20 protein-coding genes and 3 pseudogenes are annotated in these 18,281 nt (G+C 40.4%); 8 read left to right on the forward strand and 15 right to left on the reverse strand.

Going from position 1 to position 18,281, the window contains the following annotated elements:
* Positions 1-166 precede the first annotated feature (166 nt).
* Positions 167-475, reverse strand: a complete 309-nt coding sequence (locus HRE53_RS06320; RefSeq protein WP_212662685.1) for a 2Fe-2S iron-sulfur cluster-binding protein — start codon at positions 473-475, stop codon at positions 167-169.
* A 405-nt stretch (positions 476-880) separates the two neighbouring features.
* Between HRE53_RS06320 and HRE53_RS06325 the strand changes: the two genes are divergently transcribed.
* The 4 genes and pseudogenes from HRE53_RS06325 (at position 881) to HRE53_RS06340 (ending at position 5,058) form a co-directional block, all read left to right on the forward strand.
* Entirely contained in the window at positions 881-1,336 is a 456-nt protein-coding gene (locus HRE53_RS06325; RefSeq protein ID WP_212662686.1) for an NAD(P)H-quinone oxidoreductase subunit N, read from the forward strand.
* Positions 1,337-1,408: 72 nt separating this feature from the next.
* Positions 1,409-2,547, forward strand: a pseudogene (gene ldpA / locus HRE53_RS06330) (circadian clock protein LdpA).
* A 40-nt stretch (positions 2,548-2,587) separates the two neighbouring features.
* On the forward strand, positions 2,588-4,321 hold the full coding sequence (locus HRE53_RS06335; protein ID WP_235109545.1) for a R3H domain-containing nucleic acid-binding protein: 1,734 nt from the start codon (positions 2,588-2,590) through the stop codon (positions 4,319-4,321).
* 86 nt (positions 4,322-4,407) lie between these two features.
* Positions 4,408-5,058 (forward strand): transaldolase family protein, encoded by a 651-nt coding sequence (locus HRE53_RS06340; RefSeq protein WP_235109547.1) that lies wholly within the window; start codon positions 4,408-4,410, stop codon positions 5,056-5,058.
* On the opposite strand, the gene HRE53_RS06345 is transcribed toward HRE53_RS06340, so the two are convergent.
* The 9 genes and pseudogenes from HRE53_RS06345 to HRE53_RS06380 all read right to left on the reverse strand — a co-directional run bounded on the left by HRE53_RS06345 (position 5,055) and on the right by HRE53_RS06380 (position 10,215).
* The gene (locus HRE53_RS06345; protein ID WP_255801475.1) at positions 5,055-5,300 is read right to left on the reverse strand and encodes a sensor histidine kinase; all 246 of its coding nucleotides are present in this window, start codon (positions 5,298-5,300) and stop codon (positions 5,055-5,057) included. The genes HRE53_RS06340 and HRE53_RS06345 overlap by 4 nt on opposite strands.
* Positions 5,301-5,310: 10 nt before the next feature.
* The gene (locus tag HRE53_RS06350) at positions 5,311-5,955 is read right to left on the reverse strand and encodes a GAF domain-containing sensor histidine kinase (RefSeq protein WP_235109550.1); all 645 of its coding nucleotides are present in this window, start codon (positions 5,953-5,955) and stop codon (positions 5,311-5,313) included.
* Positions 5,909-6,229, reverse strand: a complete 321-nt coding sequence (locus tag HRE53_RS06355) for a hypothetical protein (protein ID WP_235109552.1) — start codon at positions 6,227-6,229, stop codon at positions 5,909-5,911. Before HRE53_RS06355 ends, HRE53_RS06350 begins: the two co-directional genes overlap by 47 nt.
* 171 nt (positions 6,230-6,400) lie before the next feature.
* Positions 6,401-6,634 carry a hypothetical protein gene (locus HRE53_RS06360; RefSeq protein ID WP_235109553.1) on the reverse strand — a complete coding sequence of 78 codons (234 nt, stop codon included), beginning with the start codon at positions 6,632-6,634 and terminating at the stop codon, positions 6,401-6,403.
* A gap of 1,205 nt (positions 6,635-7,839) precedes the next feature.
* Positions 7,840-8,061 (reverse strand): hypothetical protein, encoded by a 222-nt coding sequence (locus HRE53_RS06365; protein WP_235109555.1) that lies wholly within the window; start codon positions 8,059-8,061, stop codon positions 7,840-7,842.
* 221 nt (positions 8,062-8,282) lie between these two features.
* Positions 8,283-8,684 carry a hypothetical protein gene (locus tag HRE53_RS06370; RefSeq protein ID WP_235109557.1) on the reverse strand — a complete coding sequence of 134 codons (402 nt, stop codon included), beginning with the start codon at positions 8,682-8,684 and terminating at the stop codon, positions 8,283-8,285.
* 92 nt (positions 8,685-8,776) lie between these two features.
* Positions 8,777-9,256, reverse strand: a pseudogene (locus HRE53_RS06375) (AAA family ATPase); the annotation flags it as partial.
* Between the two features lie 10 nt (positions 9,257-9,266).
* Positions 9,267-9,395: an ATP-binding protein gene (locus tag HRE53_RS35125; protein ID WP_396133419.1), complete on the reverse strand. Its 129-nt coding sequence runs from the start codon at positions 9,393-9,395 to the stop codon at positions 9,267-9,269.
* Positions 9,396-9,405: 10 nt separating this feature from the next.
* Positions 9,406-10,215, reverse strand: coding sequence for a serine/threonine protein kinase (locus HRE53_RS06380; protein WP_396133447.1), 810 nt, complete (start codon positions 10,213-10,215; stop codon positions 9,406-9,408).
* A 1,694-nt stretch (positions 10,216-11,909) separates the two neighbouring features.
* On the opposite strand from HRE53_RS06380, the gene HRE53_RS06385 reads away from it, so the two are divergent.
* The 4 genes from HRE53_RS06385 to HRE53_RS06395 are packed head-to-tail and all read left to right on the forward strand — an operon-like array spanning position 11,910 to position 14,558.
* On the forward strand, positions 11,910-12,293 hold the full coding sequence (locus HRE53_RS06385; RefSeq protein ID WP_235109561.1) for a hypothetical protein: 384 nt from the start codon (positions 11,910-11,912) through the stop codon (positions 12,291-12,293).
* A gap of 16 nt (positions 12,294-12,309) precedes the next feature.
* Positions 12,310-12,879, forward strand: a complete 570-nt coding sequence (locus tag HRE53_RS06390) for an NAD(P)-binding domain-containing protein (protein WP_235109563.1) — start codon at positions 12,310-12,312, stop codon at positions 12,877-12,879.
* Positions 12,848-13,096, forward strand: coding sequence for an NAD(P)-binding domain-containing protein (locus tag HRE53_RS34280; RefSeq protein WP_255801476.1), 249 nt, complete (start codon positions 12,848-12,850; stop codon positions 13,094-13,096). The genes HRE53_RS06390 and HRE53_RS34280 overlap by 32 nt, the downstream gene beginning before the upstream one ends.
* Positions 13,080-14,558 (forward strand): NAD(P)-binding domain-containing protein, encoded by a 1,479-nt coding sequence (locus tag HRE53_RS06395; protein ID WP_255801254.1) that lies wholly within the window; start codon positions 13,080-13,082, stop codon positions 14,556-14,558. Before HRE53_RS34280 ends, HRE53_RS06395 begins: the two co-directional genes overlap by 17 nt.
* Before the next feature lie 130 nt (positions 14,559-14,688).
* Here HRE53_RS06395 and speA read toward each other — a convergent pair.
* The 5 genes and pseudogenes from speA to HRE53_RS06420 all read right to left on the reverse strand — a co-directional run bounded on the left by speA (position 14,689) and on the right by HRE53_RS06420 (position 18,257).
* Positions 14,689-16,636: pseudogene (gene speA / locus HRE53_RS06400) on the reverse strand (biosynthetic arginine decarboxylase).
* A gap of 130 nt (positions 16,637-16,766) precedes the next feature.
* Positions 16,767-17,006: a hypothetical protein gene (locus HRE53_RS06405; RefSeq protein ID WP_315874846.1), complete on the reverse strand. Its 240-nt coding sequence runs from the start codon at positions 17,004-17,006 to the stop codon at positions 16,767-16,769.
* A 94-nt stretch (positions 17,007-17,100) separates the two neighbouring features.
* Positions 17,101-17,346: a photosystem I iron-sulfur center protein PsaC gene (gene psaC / locus HRE53_RS06410; RefSeq protein WP_212662693.1), complete on the reverse strand. Its 246-nt coding sequence runs from the start codon at positions 17,344-17,346 to the stop codon at positions 17,101-17,103.
* A 207-nt stretch (positions 17,347-17,553) separates the two neighbouring features.
* The gene (locus tag HRE53_RS06415) at positions 17,554-17,958 is read right to left on the reverse strand and encodes a CAP domain-containing protein (RefSeq protein ID WP_235109564.1); all 405 of its coding nucleotides are present in this window, start codon (positions 17,956-17,958) and stop codon (positions 17,554-17,556) included.
* Between the two features lie 59 nt (positions 17,959-18,017).
* Positions 18,018-18,257, reverse strand: a complete 240-nt coding sequence (locus HRE53_RS06420; RefSeq protein WP_235109566.1) for a hypothetical protein — start codon at positions 18,255-18,257, stop codon at positions 18,018-18,020.
* Positions 18,258-18,281 lie beyond the last annotated feature (24 nt).

Here is an 18,281-nt window from a genome sequence, read left to right on the forward strand (position 1 = left end):
CCCAAGGGGCAGCCTTAGTTTACCCAGCGACCCCACGCATATTCGCTAAAACGAACCTCCCAGATGCAGAAGTAGAGCATTGGGTTGCATTAAAGGACCGCTGAGCATGGCTGAAATCTACAGTGAATTTCGTCAACGGAGTGCCCAACACTCTCGTCTGTGGATGCTATGCAGCGGCAAAATCCAATAGCTCATCTTCTTGCTTAACTAGAATCGTGCAATTCGCGCGGGCATAAGCACAGCAGGTCAGCATAAAACCGGCCTCTTCTTCGGCATCACTCAAGATAGAGTGATCATGCTCGACTTCACCATTGACAACCCTGCCTACACAGGTAATGCAAGATCCAGAACGACAAGAGGCAGGGAGTTCTATTCCTTCTAACTCTGCTGCATCATAGATATATTCATCTGCTGGGACACAAATAGTGTTCTCTTCCCCAGTGGTCTCATCCCGAAATGTGACGTCATAAACCATGGCTAGTGCTTATCTCCGTGTTAAATAACTCAATGCTCTAATGTGGGGTAAACATCTACTCCCCCCCTGCCCTGAAGATCGGTAGAAGGCAGGTAAAATCGCTCAACTACTTATTAATTATTCACAATTCTTTACAAATCTCCCTCAGGGAAAATACTGAATACTGAAGATTTCAAGGAATGACTTCCTATTCATCAGCTTTGATATAACGGTGATTGGACGTTCCTTTTAGCCGTTATCGTCGTCATTGAGATGGATCAATATAGGATTGAGCAATTCACGTCCGAGGATGGGGAACTCCGTTCGTTCAATTGAGGGGGAAGAAGTGAACAGAAGCCCTGGATTTCGTGTAAGTTTAGGGTAAGTAATTTTGCATCCACCAACACTCAGGATAATTTTCTTCTTATGCCATTGCTTGCGACCGGGAAAAAATTTATTCGCACCATTGAACAGTCGGGCGCTGTTGGCATTTATGTTCCGTCTGAAGGTGGATTTGAAGGCCGCTACAAGCGCCGACTCCGGGCAACAGGGTATCTAACACTATTTGTATCCGCCCCAGGTATGGGCGACTTAGCCTCTTACTTCACCGATGTCCACGGGGTGCGCCCTCCTCATTTAGGTAAAAACCAAATTCGCACGTATTTCCTGCCCCCCTTCGTTAATTATCAACTAGAGAACTTACCGCCCCAGGCGAAGGGTTTAGCTCTATGGCTCTACGACGGTAAACGGTTAGCGAAGCAAGAACTAGCCTATCTAGATGCGATTACTGCCACTGAACCTCGCCTAAAAGTTGTGATTGAGTTAGGCGGTGCCCGGACCTTTGAATGGCAGCCCCTTTCCGAGATTATAGCGGCAGCGTAGAAGCTTCGATCTACCGTTAAGACAAAGCAAAATGTTCACCCAGCACTAATCGATTCGGATTAGGCTTATAAGGTGAATGATTTTGCTTCTCCTCTCCAATCCCTCGATCAGGGCAACTGGTTCAAGTTAATTTGTGGGGCCAGCTATCAGCATTTGCCTGCTGTCCGCAATCTGGTTTTGGCCTATACCTTGGCAGGTGCAGATTGTATTGATGTCGCTGCGGATCCAGCCGTGATTGCAGTTGCCGAAGATGCGATCGCAACCGCAATCCAACTCTCCCCCCACCCACCCCCCGGCCCCTGTTGATGGTCAGTCTCAATGCTGGGGAGGATCCACATTTTCGCAAGGCGACTCTCCAGCCTGAACAGTGCCCCTCCGACTGTTCTCAACCCTGTGTGGGCGTTTGTCCTGCAGATGCGATCGCATTCCCCAGCCCCGGCGTAGTGACCGATCGCTGCTATGGCTGCGGACGCTGTTTACCCGTTTGCCCCATTGAACAAATCATCACGGTTTCCCACACCGCTAAACCGGACATCGTCGGCCCCTTCATTCAGGCTGGCGTGGTACAAGCCTTAGAAATTCACACCCAAGTGGGGCATCTGGCAGAGTTTAAGCAGCTGTGGCAAACACTCAACCCCTTTGTACCCCACTTACAGGTCTTAGCGGTGAGCTGTCCCGATGGCCCTGGCCTCCTGGAGTATCTAGCGAGTCTCTACCAACTCATGGAACCGTTACCCTGCACCCTAATCTGGCAAACCGATGGCCGCCCCATGAGTGGAGACATTGGGGATGGCACCACCCGAGCAACGGTACTCCTAGCAGAAAAAGTATTAAAGGCACAGTTACCCGGTTATGTCCAACTGGCCGGCGGCACAAATCGGCATACTATTGCTAAACTCAAAGCCAAAGGGTTACTGCATCCTAGGTTGATGAGTCCAGCCATGAAGATCCAGGCATCCTACATCGCGGGTGTTGCCTACGGCAGTTTTGCGCGGAACCTACTCGCCCCCCTTCAAACCCAACTGGAAACCTTTTCAACCCATCAGGTAGAACATCATGCTCAATTACTCCATGAGGCCGTCTCTCTAGCCTCATCACTAGTGGCCCAGCTGAAACCTGTTTTGAATCAACCTCAGGCCAGAAGCGACCTAGGCCAAGATTTACCGTTAGTCCCACAGATGAGACGGGGGAACTCATCTCGGATCTGCTAGCTCGCAGCTAGCCCTTTGTTATTTCATTTACTGCAAATTCATGGTTGAACAAGCATCAGGAGAAAACCAGCACATCACCGATAATCTTGAACAATTGCTCGATATTTTGCCCGAGACATTGCGATCTCACCTGCAACAACACCCCCAACGCAGTGTGATGATTGAAGTGGTGATGGATCTGGGTCGCCAACCGGAAGCTCGCTTCCCAGGCCAAGCCGAATATTTATCCACAGAACCCATTAGCCGAGACGATTTAGACTATTGCATTCAACGGGTCAGTCACTTCAGTGGTGATAACCGGGCCGGTATCGAGCGGACTCTACATCGGATTAGCGCCATGCGCAACCGCCAAGGAGAAGTGATTGGCCTCACCTGTCGAGTGGGTCGTGCCGTGTTAGGCACCACTGAAATTATTCGCGACCTCGTGGAAAGTGGTCGTTCAATCCTCATGCTGGGACGCCCTGGTGTCGGTAAAACGACCGCCTTGCGAGAAATTGCTCGGGTCCTAGCCGATGACCTCCTGAAACGGGTCGTTATTATTGACACCTCTAACGAGATTGCCGGGGATGGCGATATTCCCCACCCTGCCATTGGTCGCGCCCGACGGATGCAGGTGGCCCGCCCCGAATTACAACATCAGGTCATGATCGAGGCGGTGGAGAACCACACCCCAGAAGTCATCGTAATTGATGAAATTGGCACCGAATTAGAAGCGGCGGCGGCCCGCACCATTGCTGAACGAGGGGTGCAGTTAATTGGTACCGCCCACGGCAATCGCATCGAAAACCTGCTGAAAAATCCCACCTTATCTGACTTAGTGGGCGGCATTCAGTCTGTCACCCTGGGAGATGATGAAGCTCGTCGTCGGGGCAGCCAAAAAAGTGTGCTAGAGCGGAAAGCTCCCCCGACCTTTGATATTGCTGTCGAAATGTCAGAGCGGTCCCGCTGGATTGTGCATGAAGAAGTCGCCAACACGATTGATAATCTCCTGAGAGGTCGAATTCCCAATCCTCAAGTCCGTACGGTCAGCGATAGCGGCAAGGTCACCATTACCCATGAACTGTCTACTACGCCCATCGCCGAGCCGACTCCCATTGAGTCTGCCCCCAGTGGCTGGCGAGCCTCAGGTCGGATGCAGCCCGTTCCCAATCCCGTTGCTCCAGCCAAAACAGATTTCAATGAGTTTCAAACCCTATTGGATGCATCCTTGCAGCAGCAAGATCAGTATGGCAATACCCTCAATTTCACCGCAGGTCCCAACGGCGAGGATCTGCCCCTCCATGTCTATCCCTATGCGGTTAGCCGGTCCCAGCTCGAGCAGGTGATTACAACCCTGAATTTACCGATTGTGCTCACCAAGGATATGGATCATGCAGACGTGATCTTTGCCTTGCGATCGCATCTTAAGCATCATTCCAAACTTCGCAATCTAGCCAAGACCCGCCAGGTCCCCATCCACACCGTTAAGTCGAGTACCATTCCTCAAATTGCCAGAGGTCTACGCCGCCTAGTGAATATGGACGATCCAGGCACCCCAGAGCTGGTGGATCTCAAGCTGTTTTCCGGCAGTAATGATGACGATGAGATGGAAGCTCTAGAAGAAGCCAGACTTGCGGTTGAGCAAATCGTTATTCCTAAAAAGCAGCCCGTAGAGTTACTGCCTCGTTCTGCCAGCATTCGCAAAATGCAGCATGAGTTGATTGAGCATTACCGTTTGCAGTCTCGCAGTTTTGGCGAAGATCCGAATCGCCGACTTCGGATTTATCCTGCTTAGTTCGGACACTCAGCCTCAAAAACGGGTGGGATAGCACCACCGTTTCAGGTAAGATTCTCTGGCAAGGCTTACTAAGGATTGGCTTAATGTACCTGTTTTTAGACACTGCAGATATTAAGGCCTGGGACTTTTGGCTGAGTAAGGGCTTATTTTATGGGGTCACAACCAATCCCACCTTATTGGAACGAGCACATATCCCTTGCACCCTCGACCAACTCAAAAAGCTAGCTATAGAAGCCTTTCAGCGAGGCGCTCAAGAAATTCATTTACAGACCTGGGGCACTGAAGTTGAAGATTTAGTTCGTCGGGGATGTGCGATCTCAGCCATCGATTCCCGCGTAGTGGTTAAAGTGCCCATTACTTTGGCTGGTACAGAAGCAGCTGCACAGTTAATTCAGCAAGGAATTCGGGTTACTTTGACTGGAGTATATGCCGTTCATCAAGCATTGATTGCTGCAGCCCTTAAGGCTGATTATGCTGCCCCCTATTTGGGGCGAATGACGGATCTGGGGCAAGATGGCAGGCAAGATATCATTTCGATGCAAAGAGGCTTGAATGGTGTCAATAGTTCCACAAAGCTTTTGGTGGCAAGTATCCGAAGTGTTGATGACATCACTGCTCTAACTCAGGAAACCCTCGATACGTTTACGGTATCACCTGCGATCTCAGAGCAACTCTTCCAAGTCGATGCAACTATAGATGCTGCACTAGCCTTTGAAAAAGCAGCACAAAGTTAATGGGACTCAATCCCTAACGATTCTGCAGTAATGGGTAGCCTGACAATAAAAGTTGTTCCTTGACTAGCAGTACTCTCAAAGGTGATCGTCCCTTGGTGAAGCTCTACAGACTTTTTCACAATTGCTAATCCTAGTCCAGTACCTTGAATCTGTCCAACATTTGTGGCGCGTTGGAAAGATTCAAAAAGATGTGGTTGATCAGATTCAGGAATACCTATTCCCTGATCCTTAATCAAAAATATAACCTCATCATTAGAAAAAAGTTACAGTAAAACAAACGATAGAACTTTCTGGAGAGTATTTAATTGCATTAGAAAGCAAATTACTTAGGATTTGTCTTAGTATCTTTTCATCTGAGAAGCAAGTAGTTTGTTTTCCTTCTAAAACATATTCAATGTTTTGACCACGCTTAGTATTCAACTGAAACTCTTCAACTAAGCTACTACAAAAAACTGTGAGATCTATAGATACGGGGTTAAACTCTGTCTTACCTACATCTGCTTTACTAAGAACTAAGACATCATCTAGAAGCCCAGTCATATGTTTCACGTTTCTTTGTATACGGTCAAGATATGAATGCTGCTTCTCTGTTTCCCATCCCTGCCCATAATGCTTGATTAATTCCGTAGTTCCCAAAATTGCCGTCAATGGAGTACGAAACTCGTGAGATGTCATAGAAATAAAACGAGACTTCAACTCATTGATTTCTCTTTCAGCTTTCTCACGCTGACGAGATACAGTTAAATCATCATATAAATATGCATTTTCAAGTGATATAGCTGCTTGTGAACTTAAAATATTCATCACTTCAAGTTGATCTTTTCGAAAAATATTAGTTGCCAAATTATTTTCAAAATAAGCTAATCCTACTAATTGTCCTTGTTTTATTAGTGGCAAGCAAAGCAATGATTTTACTTGGTTTTTTTTTAATATATAGATCTCTACTATATATCTGATGCTCTTGAGCATTTTCCAGAATCAATGAATTGTGAGTGCGACTAACATAATTTAATGCAGAAGATGATGAGATGTCAGATTCTTCTGGGTTTATAGCAGAATCAAATGTAATATTAGAAGACAAACCTGTAGATGCTACGGCTAAAAGTTTATCATCACGTATTAGAAATAATATACCAATTTGAGCCCCAGCATTTTCAGCTAAAAGATTCATAATAGTTTTTTAGAAGTTTACTTAAAACAATTTCTTCAGAGATAGCCTGTGTAGTTTTAAATACAGAAGCTAAATCAAGATCAACTTGTCTAGTAGAAGAAAAACTATCTGTAAGTAAATTTGAATCTGAATAACTTTTTTTTTAATGGAATTTCACTTAAAAAAGAGTACTTATTTCCCATCTGAGTAGTTTTTGCTTGAGCCTCCCCACTTATCATATAAATAGAATGCCTCTCTCATATAAACTTCAAAAGCCTTTCCCATTCGAAATTTAAAAAGAAATTCAGCATAAGCTTCATTTGAAATAGCCTGTATATATATATAATTATTATTTCTTGAAAGTTCTATTGCATATTCGAAACACTTAATTGCACCATCAATATTTTCCTGAGCAGAGTATAGCAACGCTTGTATAAGATAATACATCTGAGAAAAAATTTTCTGGAGCTTGTTCAGACCATTTTTTTTAATTTACTTTGATTAGCTTTTACATGCCTAATCACATTATATTTAGAATATTTTTTAGATGACTCATATAGCTTAAGATGTGTAAAAGAGTTAAAAAAATACACTGATAGGCAAATAAATTACACCAGGAACTTCTTTAATATGCTTATTAGCCAATTCTGAATAAAGCATAGATTCTTGGTATAAGTTAAAAAATAGAAGAAAGAAAAGATTTTGCTAAATAGTATGCAGATATAACTAAGTCATTCTTAGAATTCAATACTTCTTGAAGATTTTTTAATTTCACTGAAATAATTTCCATTTAACTTACAGCTTTCATAAGTCAAATTAAAATCATTTGAAAGATTTTCAGATACTTGCCTCCAAATATTTGAATGTATAAGTTGAAATTCCTGCTTATTAGTATCTAATAATTTAGAATAAATATCATGTTCATGAGATACATTTTTTTATTGTAATACCACTTAAAAAAAAGAAAAAATAGTGTAAAAAGAGGCACAATGACTTGCATACTCAATATCTCCATTTTTAATTCCAACACTAACACCATTAGGTAATATATCAATTGATTTTTTGGATATGATTTACCCAAGGATTTACAAATACGTAAAACACAAAAAATAGTTTTAGAACTATATTGTTCTAGCTTAAAAAGTTCTTGCAAGTTTAATGCTAGACTTCCATATTCATAACCAATATTTGTCTTGTTTAGTGCACCGCAAAAAACTAAACCAAAGCAATTATATGCAAATATCGAAAGCGGTGAATTACCATAAACAAGTGAAAGCTCAACCATTTTTTGAAACTGATACTGGATATAGTGATGGCTGAGCTACAAAAGTCGCTGGAATCATACTCATTAATATTTTCATTGCTGATAATTGCTTTTTTATCCTCCATGATCGGTAATTCAAACAAGCTTTGTGTCTTTCTTCTTCCTTGAAATAACTTAACTCTATATATAGATATTAGAACATTATATTTATTTGGATTTCTAGGCAACCTAATACCCAATATATTCAAAGCTTCAAATGCTATATTAATAGCTTTTTTCTGGCTTATTCTGGGTAAAGTAAAAAGATATCTGATACTCATATGCTTGAACTATATCCTGTGGATCACTAGCATATCTCAGCAAATCATTAAAAAATCTTTTGAGCTTTTTGATGATCAATCGCCATATATGAAGATTCTAAAGCAAGCAGATAAAGCTGTTTAGTAGAATTATAGTTACTCAACCAGGTACCATCTGGTAGAAGTGATATTGCGAAATCAAAATACTTATGAGCGGCAACAAATGCGGCACTATTTTTAGCTTTAAGACCAGCAGATAGATTTAGTTTCGATAATAATTTTTTTCTCATTCACCGTGCTGATTTTAGGTATTCCAAAATTATATTGATTTACAATATCAAATATAAAATCATCTTGAATATTGACTGGCAAATTATCAAATAATTTCCTTCCAATATCTAAGTGAACGTCATAAACATTGGTATTAGATATTAATGAATATGCTGCTTGTTGAATTTTGTCATGTGCAAATTGATACTTTATATTTTGATTTTTATCAAAACTATATTCATCAAAATCTTGCGAAAAAAGTCAAAGGCATTTTGTATCTTTCGCTAAGAGGTATTACGTATCCACTTTGTAGTATAGGCCACATCAACTCGGCTACTTCAGCTGCAGAATTACTGGTGACTATCGATAATAATGAATGTGAAAACTGATTCCCCAAGCAAGAAGCTAGCTTAATAATTTCAAGGGCTGCTTGTGGCAAGGTCTTTAAATTTCTAATTACAATATCTAAAATACTATTATCAGAAATATTTATAGAATGTAGATGAGAGCTATCCCAAGCCCAACACAAATTTTCAAAATCATAATAGATAACCTTATCTTCATATAAACTTCTTAAAAGTTGTTTCAGATAAAAAAGGATTACCAAGTGACTTAACATGAAGAGTTTTTGAAAGCTCTTCATGTTCTTTCTCAATCTTAAAAGTATCACTAACTAGATCACTAGTAGCTTTTAAAGTCAGTGAACTAAGGTGTATATTTCCAGCAAGATAATTGCTATTTTTTAGATTTAGTTATATATTTCTCTAGAACAGATTTTTCCTCTAGCTCATTATCTCTGTAAGCAGCTATAAGTAGTAAGTTCTTATGCGTTTGATCATTAAAATAACTATCTATCAATTGAATAGATTCAATATCAGCCCACTGTATATCATCAAGAAATAGAACAAGTGGATGTTTGGGATTAGAAAAAGTATTTATAAATTCTATAAATACCTTTCTAAATCTATTTTGAGAAACTGAAGAGTCTAGTAAAGGTACATCTGGTTGCGGTCCAATAATCAGCTCCAGCTCTGGCAGTTGGTTAATTATTAGCTTTCCACTATTATATAAACTGGCATTGAGTGCTTCTCTCCAGTAAACTAACTCTTTAGCATTCTCAGTTAATAAAGATTGAAGAAATGTTTTGAATCCATCAAAAAAAAGCATAATATGGAATATTTTTTTTGTAAAAAAATCAAATTTTCCTGTTATGAATAAGCCATTTTCAGAAAATACTTTTCTTTTTTATTTCATTGATCAACGAAGTTTTACCAATACCAGATAAACCACTAACAAATAATAGTTTAGAGCGATTATCAATAGTACTATGAAATGCACTATTTAGTATTTTCAACTCATTATCTCTACCATAAATTTTTTTGTGGTATGTACAGCTTATTTGATTGATCTTTTTGAGCCAAAGAAAAGTTATTTACTCTACCACTTACTGATAATTCTCGAAAGCAGATATTTAGATCATGCAGTAGTCCTAAAGCACTTTGATAACGATCATCAGCATCCTTACTCATTAGTTTCATTATCAACAAACTAATAACAAAAGGAATTTCTGGAACTATCTCATGTGGTTTCTTTGCCTCTACCGTCAGATGACTATGCACTAATTCGAGCAAATCATTAGAGCAAAAAGGTAAATTGCCAGCAATCATTTCATATAAAGTTATTCCCAGTGAATATAGATCTGATCTATTATCTATACACCTATTTATTCTCCCAGTTTGCTCTGGAGATATATAAGATGGAGTGCCTTCGATATTCTTTGAGTCAAGTGGTAACTGTGCCTCTGATTCTAGTGATGTAGATATACTAAAATCAGTAATTTTTACTTCTTTTGTTTCTGGATTTATTAATATATTTAGAGGGTTAATATCTTTATGGATAATATTTTGACTATGAATATCATTAACAATATTTGCTAATTGAATAGATATTTCTAAGAAATCTATCAATTTTACTCTAAATACTTTATTGATATATTCTTTTAAGGTTTCTCCTCGAAAGTCTTCTTTGACTAAAAAATATCTATTATCATACTCAAGAAAATCTATTACATTTACTATTCCTTTAGAGTGTATATCCTTAGTTATTCTATATTCATACTTTAATTTACTAATTTCTGAGAGAGTAGGATTAAGTCCGCTAATCATTTTAATGATATTCGACTGGCCACTTTTTTATATTAGTAGCTCGATATACATTAACACATTCACTATTTGCAATTTTCTCGATAATTTCATAGTTACCAATATTCATTGAATACTACTTTCTCCTGAATTAATTTATATCTAAAAAACTAATTATTTTTTCTTTTCAAAATAGATCTACTAAAACAATAATGTTAATGTAGTATGCCTATAGATAATAGACAGACTATACATCTCATCATTCTATCAACAGACAAAATTTGTTGCTAATAAATACATTCACTAATATTTCAAAAACTTCTTTATATCAAAAAAGCATAGATGTATTCTAAGATCAAATTTTGATAACTCTATCCTAATCCGATATCCAGCAGGCATCAGCCACCAAGGAATAATTTTTAGTTTGCCCCTCAGACTTCAACTTCAGAGATAGCCATTCAGGATCAAAGCTATTTCAAGAAAATCTGAAACTATGATACTTATACATCCAGATTTCTCATAACACCATTGCTTATCAAGAATTTCCAGTACTTTTAAATTCTTTATGGCAAGCTTAAAATAGCCCTGCGCTCAGAACATCCACCAACTCGTTATTATTACAGGCATCATTGATGAGATGGAAGCAAGTCACCTTTGCAATCTAGTATTTATACTTATCCCAGAAGTCCTTGCTAGTCTTGCTTTCAGATATCAAATTTCTGATTACACATTTTGTGCATCTGCAAGGGTGACATGCTCCCGATGAGATTGGCATCGTCGAGATTATTGATCAGTTTTTACATACCAAGAACGTCAGTAATGGTCAAGTCATCAATAAACCTCTTGCAATATTCAGTTCACGATATGCTACTGACTTAATATATAAGCCAATTTTGCCTATATATTGAGGTCCCTACCATATTGTAAAAACAATTATGCAAGAGGTCTAATGACTCTATCTCGAAAAAGTGGTACTGCTCTCTTAAAGAGTGATAAATCTGCGAGATTCTCTGCCAATAGAGTATTTTAGCTATTTCTCAAAAAAAACTTCTAGAAGTTTTTTCTAGCTTTAGGTTTGATAGGGATATCAAACCCAAACAAACTAGTTCCCTACACATAGTCTTACCAAAATTAAGTATTATTTTTTACAACTAATTTTTTAACTTCAATAAAAAAATTCAATATTCTAATACAAGCTATTATTTAACTAAAATAATCAACTAACATCAAATTTCTAATAACTATATTTTGATATTTCTATCATTTTTTTAGTCAATCAAATTTTTTATGTGTTTAAAAAGCCAATCAAATCTCAAATATAGCAAATTTTTTGCTTAATATTTTTTTAGAGGAAGAAATATATTCATAAAACTTAACGGTAAAAAAATATTAGCCTACGTAATTATGCTTACTCGCCTCAAAATAAGCAGTTCTTTATAGGTGAAATTACTGATGATATGACTCTAGGATTCGTCATAAGTTGTTAAATCAAACCAGTAAGTTAGGCTAATAAATCTCGAGAAAAACTGTATAGAATATTACATTTTACTTGCCATCAAAATTCGAAGTTTTTCTAATATTAGAGAGCAAGATTTTTATCTATCTTTGGCAAGTAATTTTTATACAGGTTGCTTAATTGAATTTATTAGCATAGCTTTAAAAGTCGAATATTTATCTTAAGGAATGTAAAATGGAAGAACTAATTGAATATATTAATAATAAGCAGCATGAATTCTCTCTTCTACCTTTTTTTTGAATATTTAAATAACAATAAAATTAGTGCGATCAACAAACTAGCATTTGCTCCATTTGCTTCTTCATTTATCATGAGCTTTAGTGATATTAATAAGTTTGTTTTACGAGAAGAACCTACAAATAATAAATTGCAAGAAATTATTAATAAGCATACCTATGAAGATGACCATCACTGGAAATGGTTTCTAGAAGACATTAAGAATCTAAATTATGATAAAAACATGAAATTTAGCAGCACATTGCAATTTCTATGGAATGAAAATTGCTATGCTGGCAGAAAGTTAGTGAATGAAATATACAGGAATTCTTTTCAAGCTACACCGATCATAAAAAATTATCATCATCGAAGTTCTTGAAGCAACTGGAAACGTTATGTTTACAAACGTCCAGCCAATTGCTGAAGAATTACATCAACAACAAAATAGAGAGTTTATTTATTTCGGCAAGCATCATTTATCAGTCGAGACAGGTCATACTACCGGAATAGAGAATGTTGATAACTTTCTAAAAAATTTGATTATTTCTGAGAAGATGAAAGAGAGTTCTCTTGAAATAATTGATGATTTATTTAGTGCTTTCACAGATTTTACTCATGAACTATTAAATCTATCTCTCCAAATGAATGATTGTGAGAATAGTATTTCTAGTCTTTATCGCAATGATTTCGATTATCTTATTCTTGGTGCTGGTCCTGCCGGAATCCAATTAGGTTACTATCTTGAAAAATCTAATCATGACTATGTAATTTTAGAATCAGGGAAATCACCAGGAACCTTTTTCAAGGATTATCCTCGACATCGCAAACTAATCTCAATTAATAAACGGCATACAGGATATGACAATCCAGAAATAAATCTACGTTGGGACTGGAATTCACTCCTAAGCGATAGCGAAGAAATGCTGTTCAAACATTACAGTAAAAAAATATTTCCCAAATGCTGATACTTTTGTCAATTACTTAGATGATTTTGCTAACCACTTCAATTTAAATATTGAGTATGGCGTCAATATCACTAACATCACTAAAGACAATAAATTTATATTAACTGATCAAAATGGCAAAGTATATTCATGCAAGAATTTAATAATAGCTACTGGCTGTTCAAAACCTTATCTACCCGAAATACCTGGCATTAATTTAGTTGAAAAAATATACTAATGTATCAGTACAACCAGATGACTTCGAAAATCAACGGGTTTTAGTTATTGGCAAAGGAAATTCTGCATTTGAAACTGCTGACAATTTGATTGATACTGCAGCAACAATACATGTTTGTAGCCCCAATCCAATCTCTATGGCTTGGAAGACCAAGTATGTTGGGCATCTCCGTGCTGTAAATAACAATTTTTTAGATACTTATCAACTTAAATCTCAAAATCTCATTCTTAATGCTCATATTAATAATATCAAGCAAAATGAGCATGGTAAGTTCATCGTCAATGTTTCTTACACCCATGCAAATGGTGAAGTAGAAGATCTCGAATATGATCGGATTATCGCTTGTACTGGTTTCCGCTTTGATGACAGCATTTTTGATAACTCATGTAAACCAAATCTTACGATTAATAATCGTTTCCCTGATCAAACAAGTGCGTGGGAATCTACTAATGTAAAAGATCTATTCTTTGCAGGTATTCTCATGCATATGAGAGACTTTAAAGAGAACCAATCAGGCTTTATTCACGGCTTTAGATACAATATTAAAGCTCTCCACCAAATTTTTGAGCGCCGTTTCCATCACAAAGCCTGGCAGCATCAAAACTTAGAATTAATTCCACAAACATTCACCGATGTAATTCTTAAGCGAGTGAATCAGAGTTCTGCATTATGGCAGCAAACAGGCTTTCTATGTGATGTCATCTTTGTATCTGAAGATCAGCAGCAAGGAAAGTATTATCAAGAAGTTCCTCAAGACTATCTTTTTGACAGTGATTTAGGAAAACACAACCACTACTACACTATTACGTTGGAATTCGGACATGAATACCTAGATGCCTTTCCTGATCCATTCGCCATTGAGCGAGTTCATAAAGATGACATACATAATGCAGAGCAAAGTCCCAGTCTTCACCCCATCATCCGGCGTTATTACCAAGGCAAATTAGTAGCTGAGCATCATATTATCGAAGATATCGCCAGTGAATGGAAAGAAGAGGTACATATTCAACCACTGTTAAAGTTTATGACTGAGCAGCTAAACGACTCCCAAGGAATCGGTACTCATCTTCTTGCGGCAGGACTGCTCACGTCAGAGCAGTTGGAAGTCGCCTTAGCGGAACAAGAACTGGAAACATCAGCTCGTTTAGGAGATGTTATACAAAAACGGGGTTGGGTACAAAAACGAACCATTCAATTTCTATTGCATCAAGTCAACAATACGTTGGTTGATAATCCAGAACTTAGCGCCTGTGCTCAGTTGGGAGCAAATCTAGTTGAAGCAGGCTTAGTAACATCAACACAAGTTGACGAGGCATTACTAGAACAGCAAATCTCGAACAAACGCTTAGGAGAAATTTTGGTAAACCACGGCTGGGTAACTCCACAAACCGTTGAATACATGATGAAGCATCTCTCCCAGGCAAACGTTACTGTTCAGCCTGAAGTCGCTGTACTGAATTAAATTAACTCATTCTTTCCTTTGAATGATGACCTTTCCTCCATATTTCTTTGGAGGAAAGGTCTATTTTGAATGAGTCGATGTTGCAAGCTGAGGACAAGCCAAAGTCTTCATTGCAACATTTTAATTGGTCTTAAGACTTGAGATAGGTATAGCCTCTGAGACTACGCTCATAATTTTTTAGGAGAAGTTGGGCTTCTGGTAATGTGATGTGCTGTTCTTGCAATGCGGCTTCAGACTGTTTCCGAATTTCTTCTATCAGATCATCAGCGTCATATTGGACATATTCCAGTACCTCGGTGATCGTGTCGCCCTTGACCACATGGGCAATGTGGTACCCCATCGGGGTTAGATCAATATGAACGACATTGGTATCACCAAATAAATTATGGAGATTGCCCATGACCTCTTGATAAGCCCCATTTAGAAACATCCCTAAGTAATAGGGTTCATTGGGCTTTAAGGTATGTAGTTCCAGGATTGGTTTTGTGTCGCGAGAGTAGATAAATTGATCGATTTTGCCATCACTATCGCAGGTGAGATCGACGAGAGTGCCCCTTTGAGTTGGCTCTTCTTCAAGACGGTGAATCGGCATAATCGGAAATAGCTGACCAATTGCCCAGGTATCGGGGGCAGATTGAAAAACAGAAAGATTGGTGTAATACAGTGACGCCATCCGACGTTCGAGATCTTCTAAGTCAACGGCAACGTCATCGTCTTGCCGTGCGATCGCAAGTATCTTCTGGCAACAGGCCCCACAGAGTCGCTCTACCCTGGCCCGCCCCTGCAGACTCAGATAGCCAAACCCAAACAGACTAACCGCTTCTTCCTTGAACTGCAAAGCATCATGATAGGCTTCCTGATAGTTCTCGGCATCAATAGTTTGATAGGTTTCCCAGAGATTCCGAATAATCAGATGTTCATCAGCTTGGGCCGGTTCTGGCGTCAGGTCTAGGGTTTCACTACTACCCAACACATTCATAATCAGCACAGACTGGTGAGAGGCGATGGCTCGCCCACTTTCACTCACCAATGTGGGCACGGAGATATCCGCTTCAGCACAGGCTTCTTTAACCTCGGCAACCACATCATTGGCATAGTTCTGCATGTTGTAGTTTTTAGACGCTGCCGAGTTGCTTTTCGATCCGTCGTAATCAACCCCCTAGGCCACCGCCCACATCCAAGAACTTCATGTTGGCTCCTAATCGGGCCAGCTCGACATAGATTTGGCTGGCTTCCCGCAGGGCATCTTTGATCACGCTAATGGCTGAGATTTGAGAGCCAATATGGAAATGGAGCAATTGTAAGGAATCAAGTAGATTAGCGACCCGCAGATGCTCAATGGCAGCCACGACTTCTGGAATGTTGAGACCGAATTTGGCGCGATCCCCCGCACTCGTTCCCCATCGACCAATTCCCTTGGCACTGAGCTTGGCCCGCACCCCCAAAATGGGCTGAATCTGAAGCCGACGGCTGGCTTCGATCACTAGATCCACTTCTTCGAGTTGTTCAATCACAATAATCGCCTGATGCCCCAAACGCTGGGCCAGCATGGCGGTTTCGACATATTCCAAATCTTTATAGCCATTGCAAATCAGCAATGCACCGGGGGTTTTGAGGGAGGCAATGGCAATGAGTAATTCTGGTTTAGAGCCTGCTTCTAGCCCAAACTGATGGGGTTGACCGAAACGGACTAAGTCTTCTACCAGGTGGCGCTGTTGATTGCATTTGACGGGAAAAACACCTCGGTAGCGACCGGGATAGCTGTAGCGTGCGATCGCTTTAGCGAAACAGGCATTTAAGCGCTCAATTCGATCCGCCAAAATATCTGAAAACCTGATCAGCAAAGGAGCATGGATATCTCGCTGCTGCAGGGACTGGACTAGCTCATACAGGTCTAAAGAGCCCCCTCGATCGGCTTTGGGCGATACCGTCACATGGCCTGCTGCATTAACGGAAAAATAGGGTTCTCCCCACCCCCGAATTCGGTAGAGTTTTTCGCTTTCCTCAATCGACCAAGCAACCGCTGAGTCTGCTTGGTCAGGACTATCTTCTGGGAGCGACAGATGTTCTGGACGCATCGATGCTGTTTGAGGACTACTATTACCCAGCTCTGCCGCTAGAGTTTGAGGAATTTTGGTAGCCTTATCTTCACGGTTTCGACCGTTTTCCATGCTGTTTGCCTATGCGCGACCCGACACTTCAGACATCTTAGCTGAGTTTCAGGGCGCAGGCGGGAACATCATCCCAGGACTCCACGGTTCTCAAACGGGCCACCCATCCTGCTTGCTTTTGATACTCCGTCAAATTGTCTTGAAAAGAAGTGTGGCAGTCTTGGGCATGCTGGGCATCACAACAGGCAATACAGGCATACATTAACCCAGCCGGATCGAGCTGTTCATTTACCCAAATCGTCTTTGATTGGCTCATATCGTCCGCCGTCAAATCCATAGCTAAAACACGAAAAGAGGAAGCCGAGGCTCCCTCTTTTTAAAAATGCAACACAGCAAAATTGACTCAAGATTTACGATGAAAGCGAAAACGCTTAGTAAGCCAAGCCCATGCTGCGCGATGTTTCTGCACCTAGATAAACCCGAATGCTCAAGAAGTCGGTGGGGCAAGCCGTTTCGCAACGCTTACAACCCACACAGTCTTCTGTGCGGGGAGATGAGGCAATTTGACCAGCCTTACATCCATCCCAGGGAACCATTTCGAGAACATCAGTCGGGCAGGCGCGGACACACTGGGTGCATCCAATGCACGTGTCATAAATTTTGACTGTGTGAGACATTGAATAAGAGCTCCAAAAAATAATTGACGTTAACAGGCGTCTGCTAGCGTCGGGTGCTTTTCAAAGACAACTGTATAGTCAAGGATCCTATAACGAGTTTAGTTTACAGCAGTGCATTTGCCACTTCGACAAAAATGAGAGGAAACTTCAAACAATGTTACTTAATGAAAGTCTCTCTAAGCCTTCTATCTAGACTCTTTGTATCCCTCAAGGCCGCCGAATAAACAGCTGTGTGAAGAAATATTCTTCGCCCTGACGCACTACACCTACTCCCGTATCGGTCACTTCGGCCCGAAGCATATTCCGCCGATGACCTGGGCTATCCAACCATCCTTTAATGGCAACGGATACCGGATCCGGTGCATTATCATTCAGGGCCAAGTTTTCGGCTACTAAATTGAACGGCACCCCTGCATTTAATAATCGTTCCAAAGCCGTATTGCCCTGGGGGTCCGCATGACTAAAGAAGTTATTGTCCGCCATATTCCGGCTATGCTGACGGGCCACGTTGGCGACGCTTGCATTCCACTGCAAGGGCTGCAGACCATAGGACTGGCGAATATCATTGACTTCTGCATAAATCAGTTGAGAGAAGTTCCCTTGGGCACCCACTATGAGATTAGGCCTTGATTTCTGAGGCGGGATGGGGGGCGGGGACTTCTAGTACGGGTTCAGGCACAGGCCGGGGCACTGGCTGCCGCCGTCGCGGCTGCCGACGAATCGTAGGGGTTTGTCGGGGGCGTTTTGCAGTCAAACGGGGTAGGAAACGGCAGCTTAATGGGCAGAGAGATACAGCCCATTAGCAACCAGGGCAATGACTTCTTAAAAGCCGGCTGTAGGCGTTTTTTCTGGTCTTTAACCTCAAAAGGGTCAGACGCCGTCAGGGCCAGGGACAAGCTGGACTTAGCCATAGGAGTGGGTCACACGCAACGGTG

It is taken from the genome of Acaryochloris sp. 'Moss Beach' (assembly GCF_021497025.1).
Lineage (GTDB): Bacteria > Cyanobacteriota > Cyanobacteriia > Thermosynechococcales > Thermosynechococcaceae > Acaryochloris > Acaryochloris marina_A.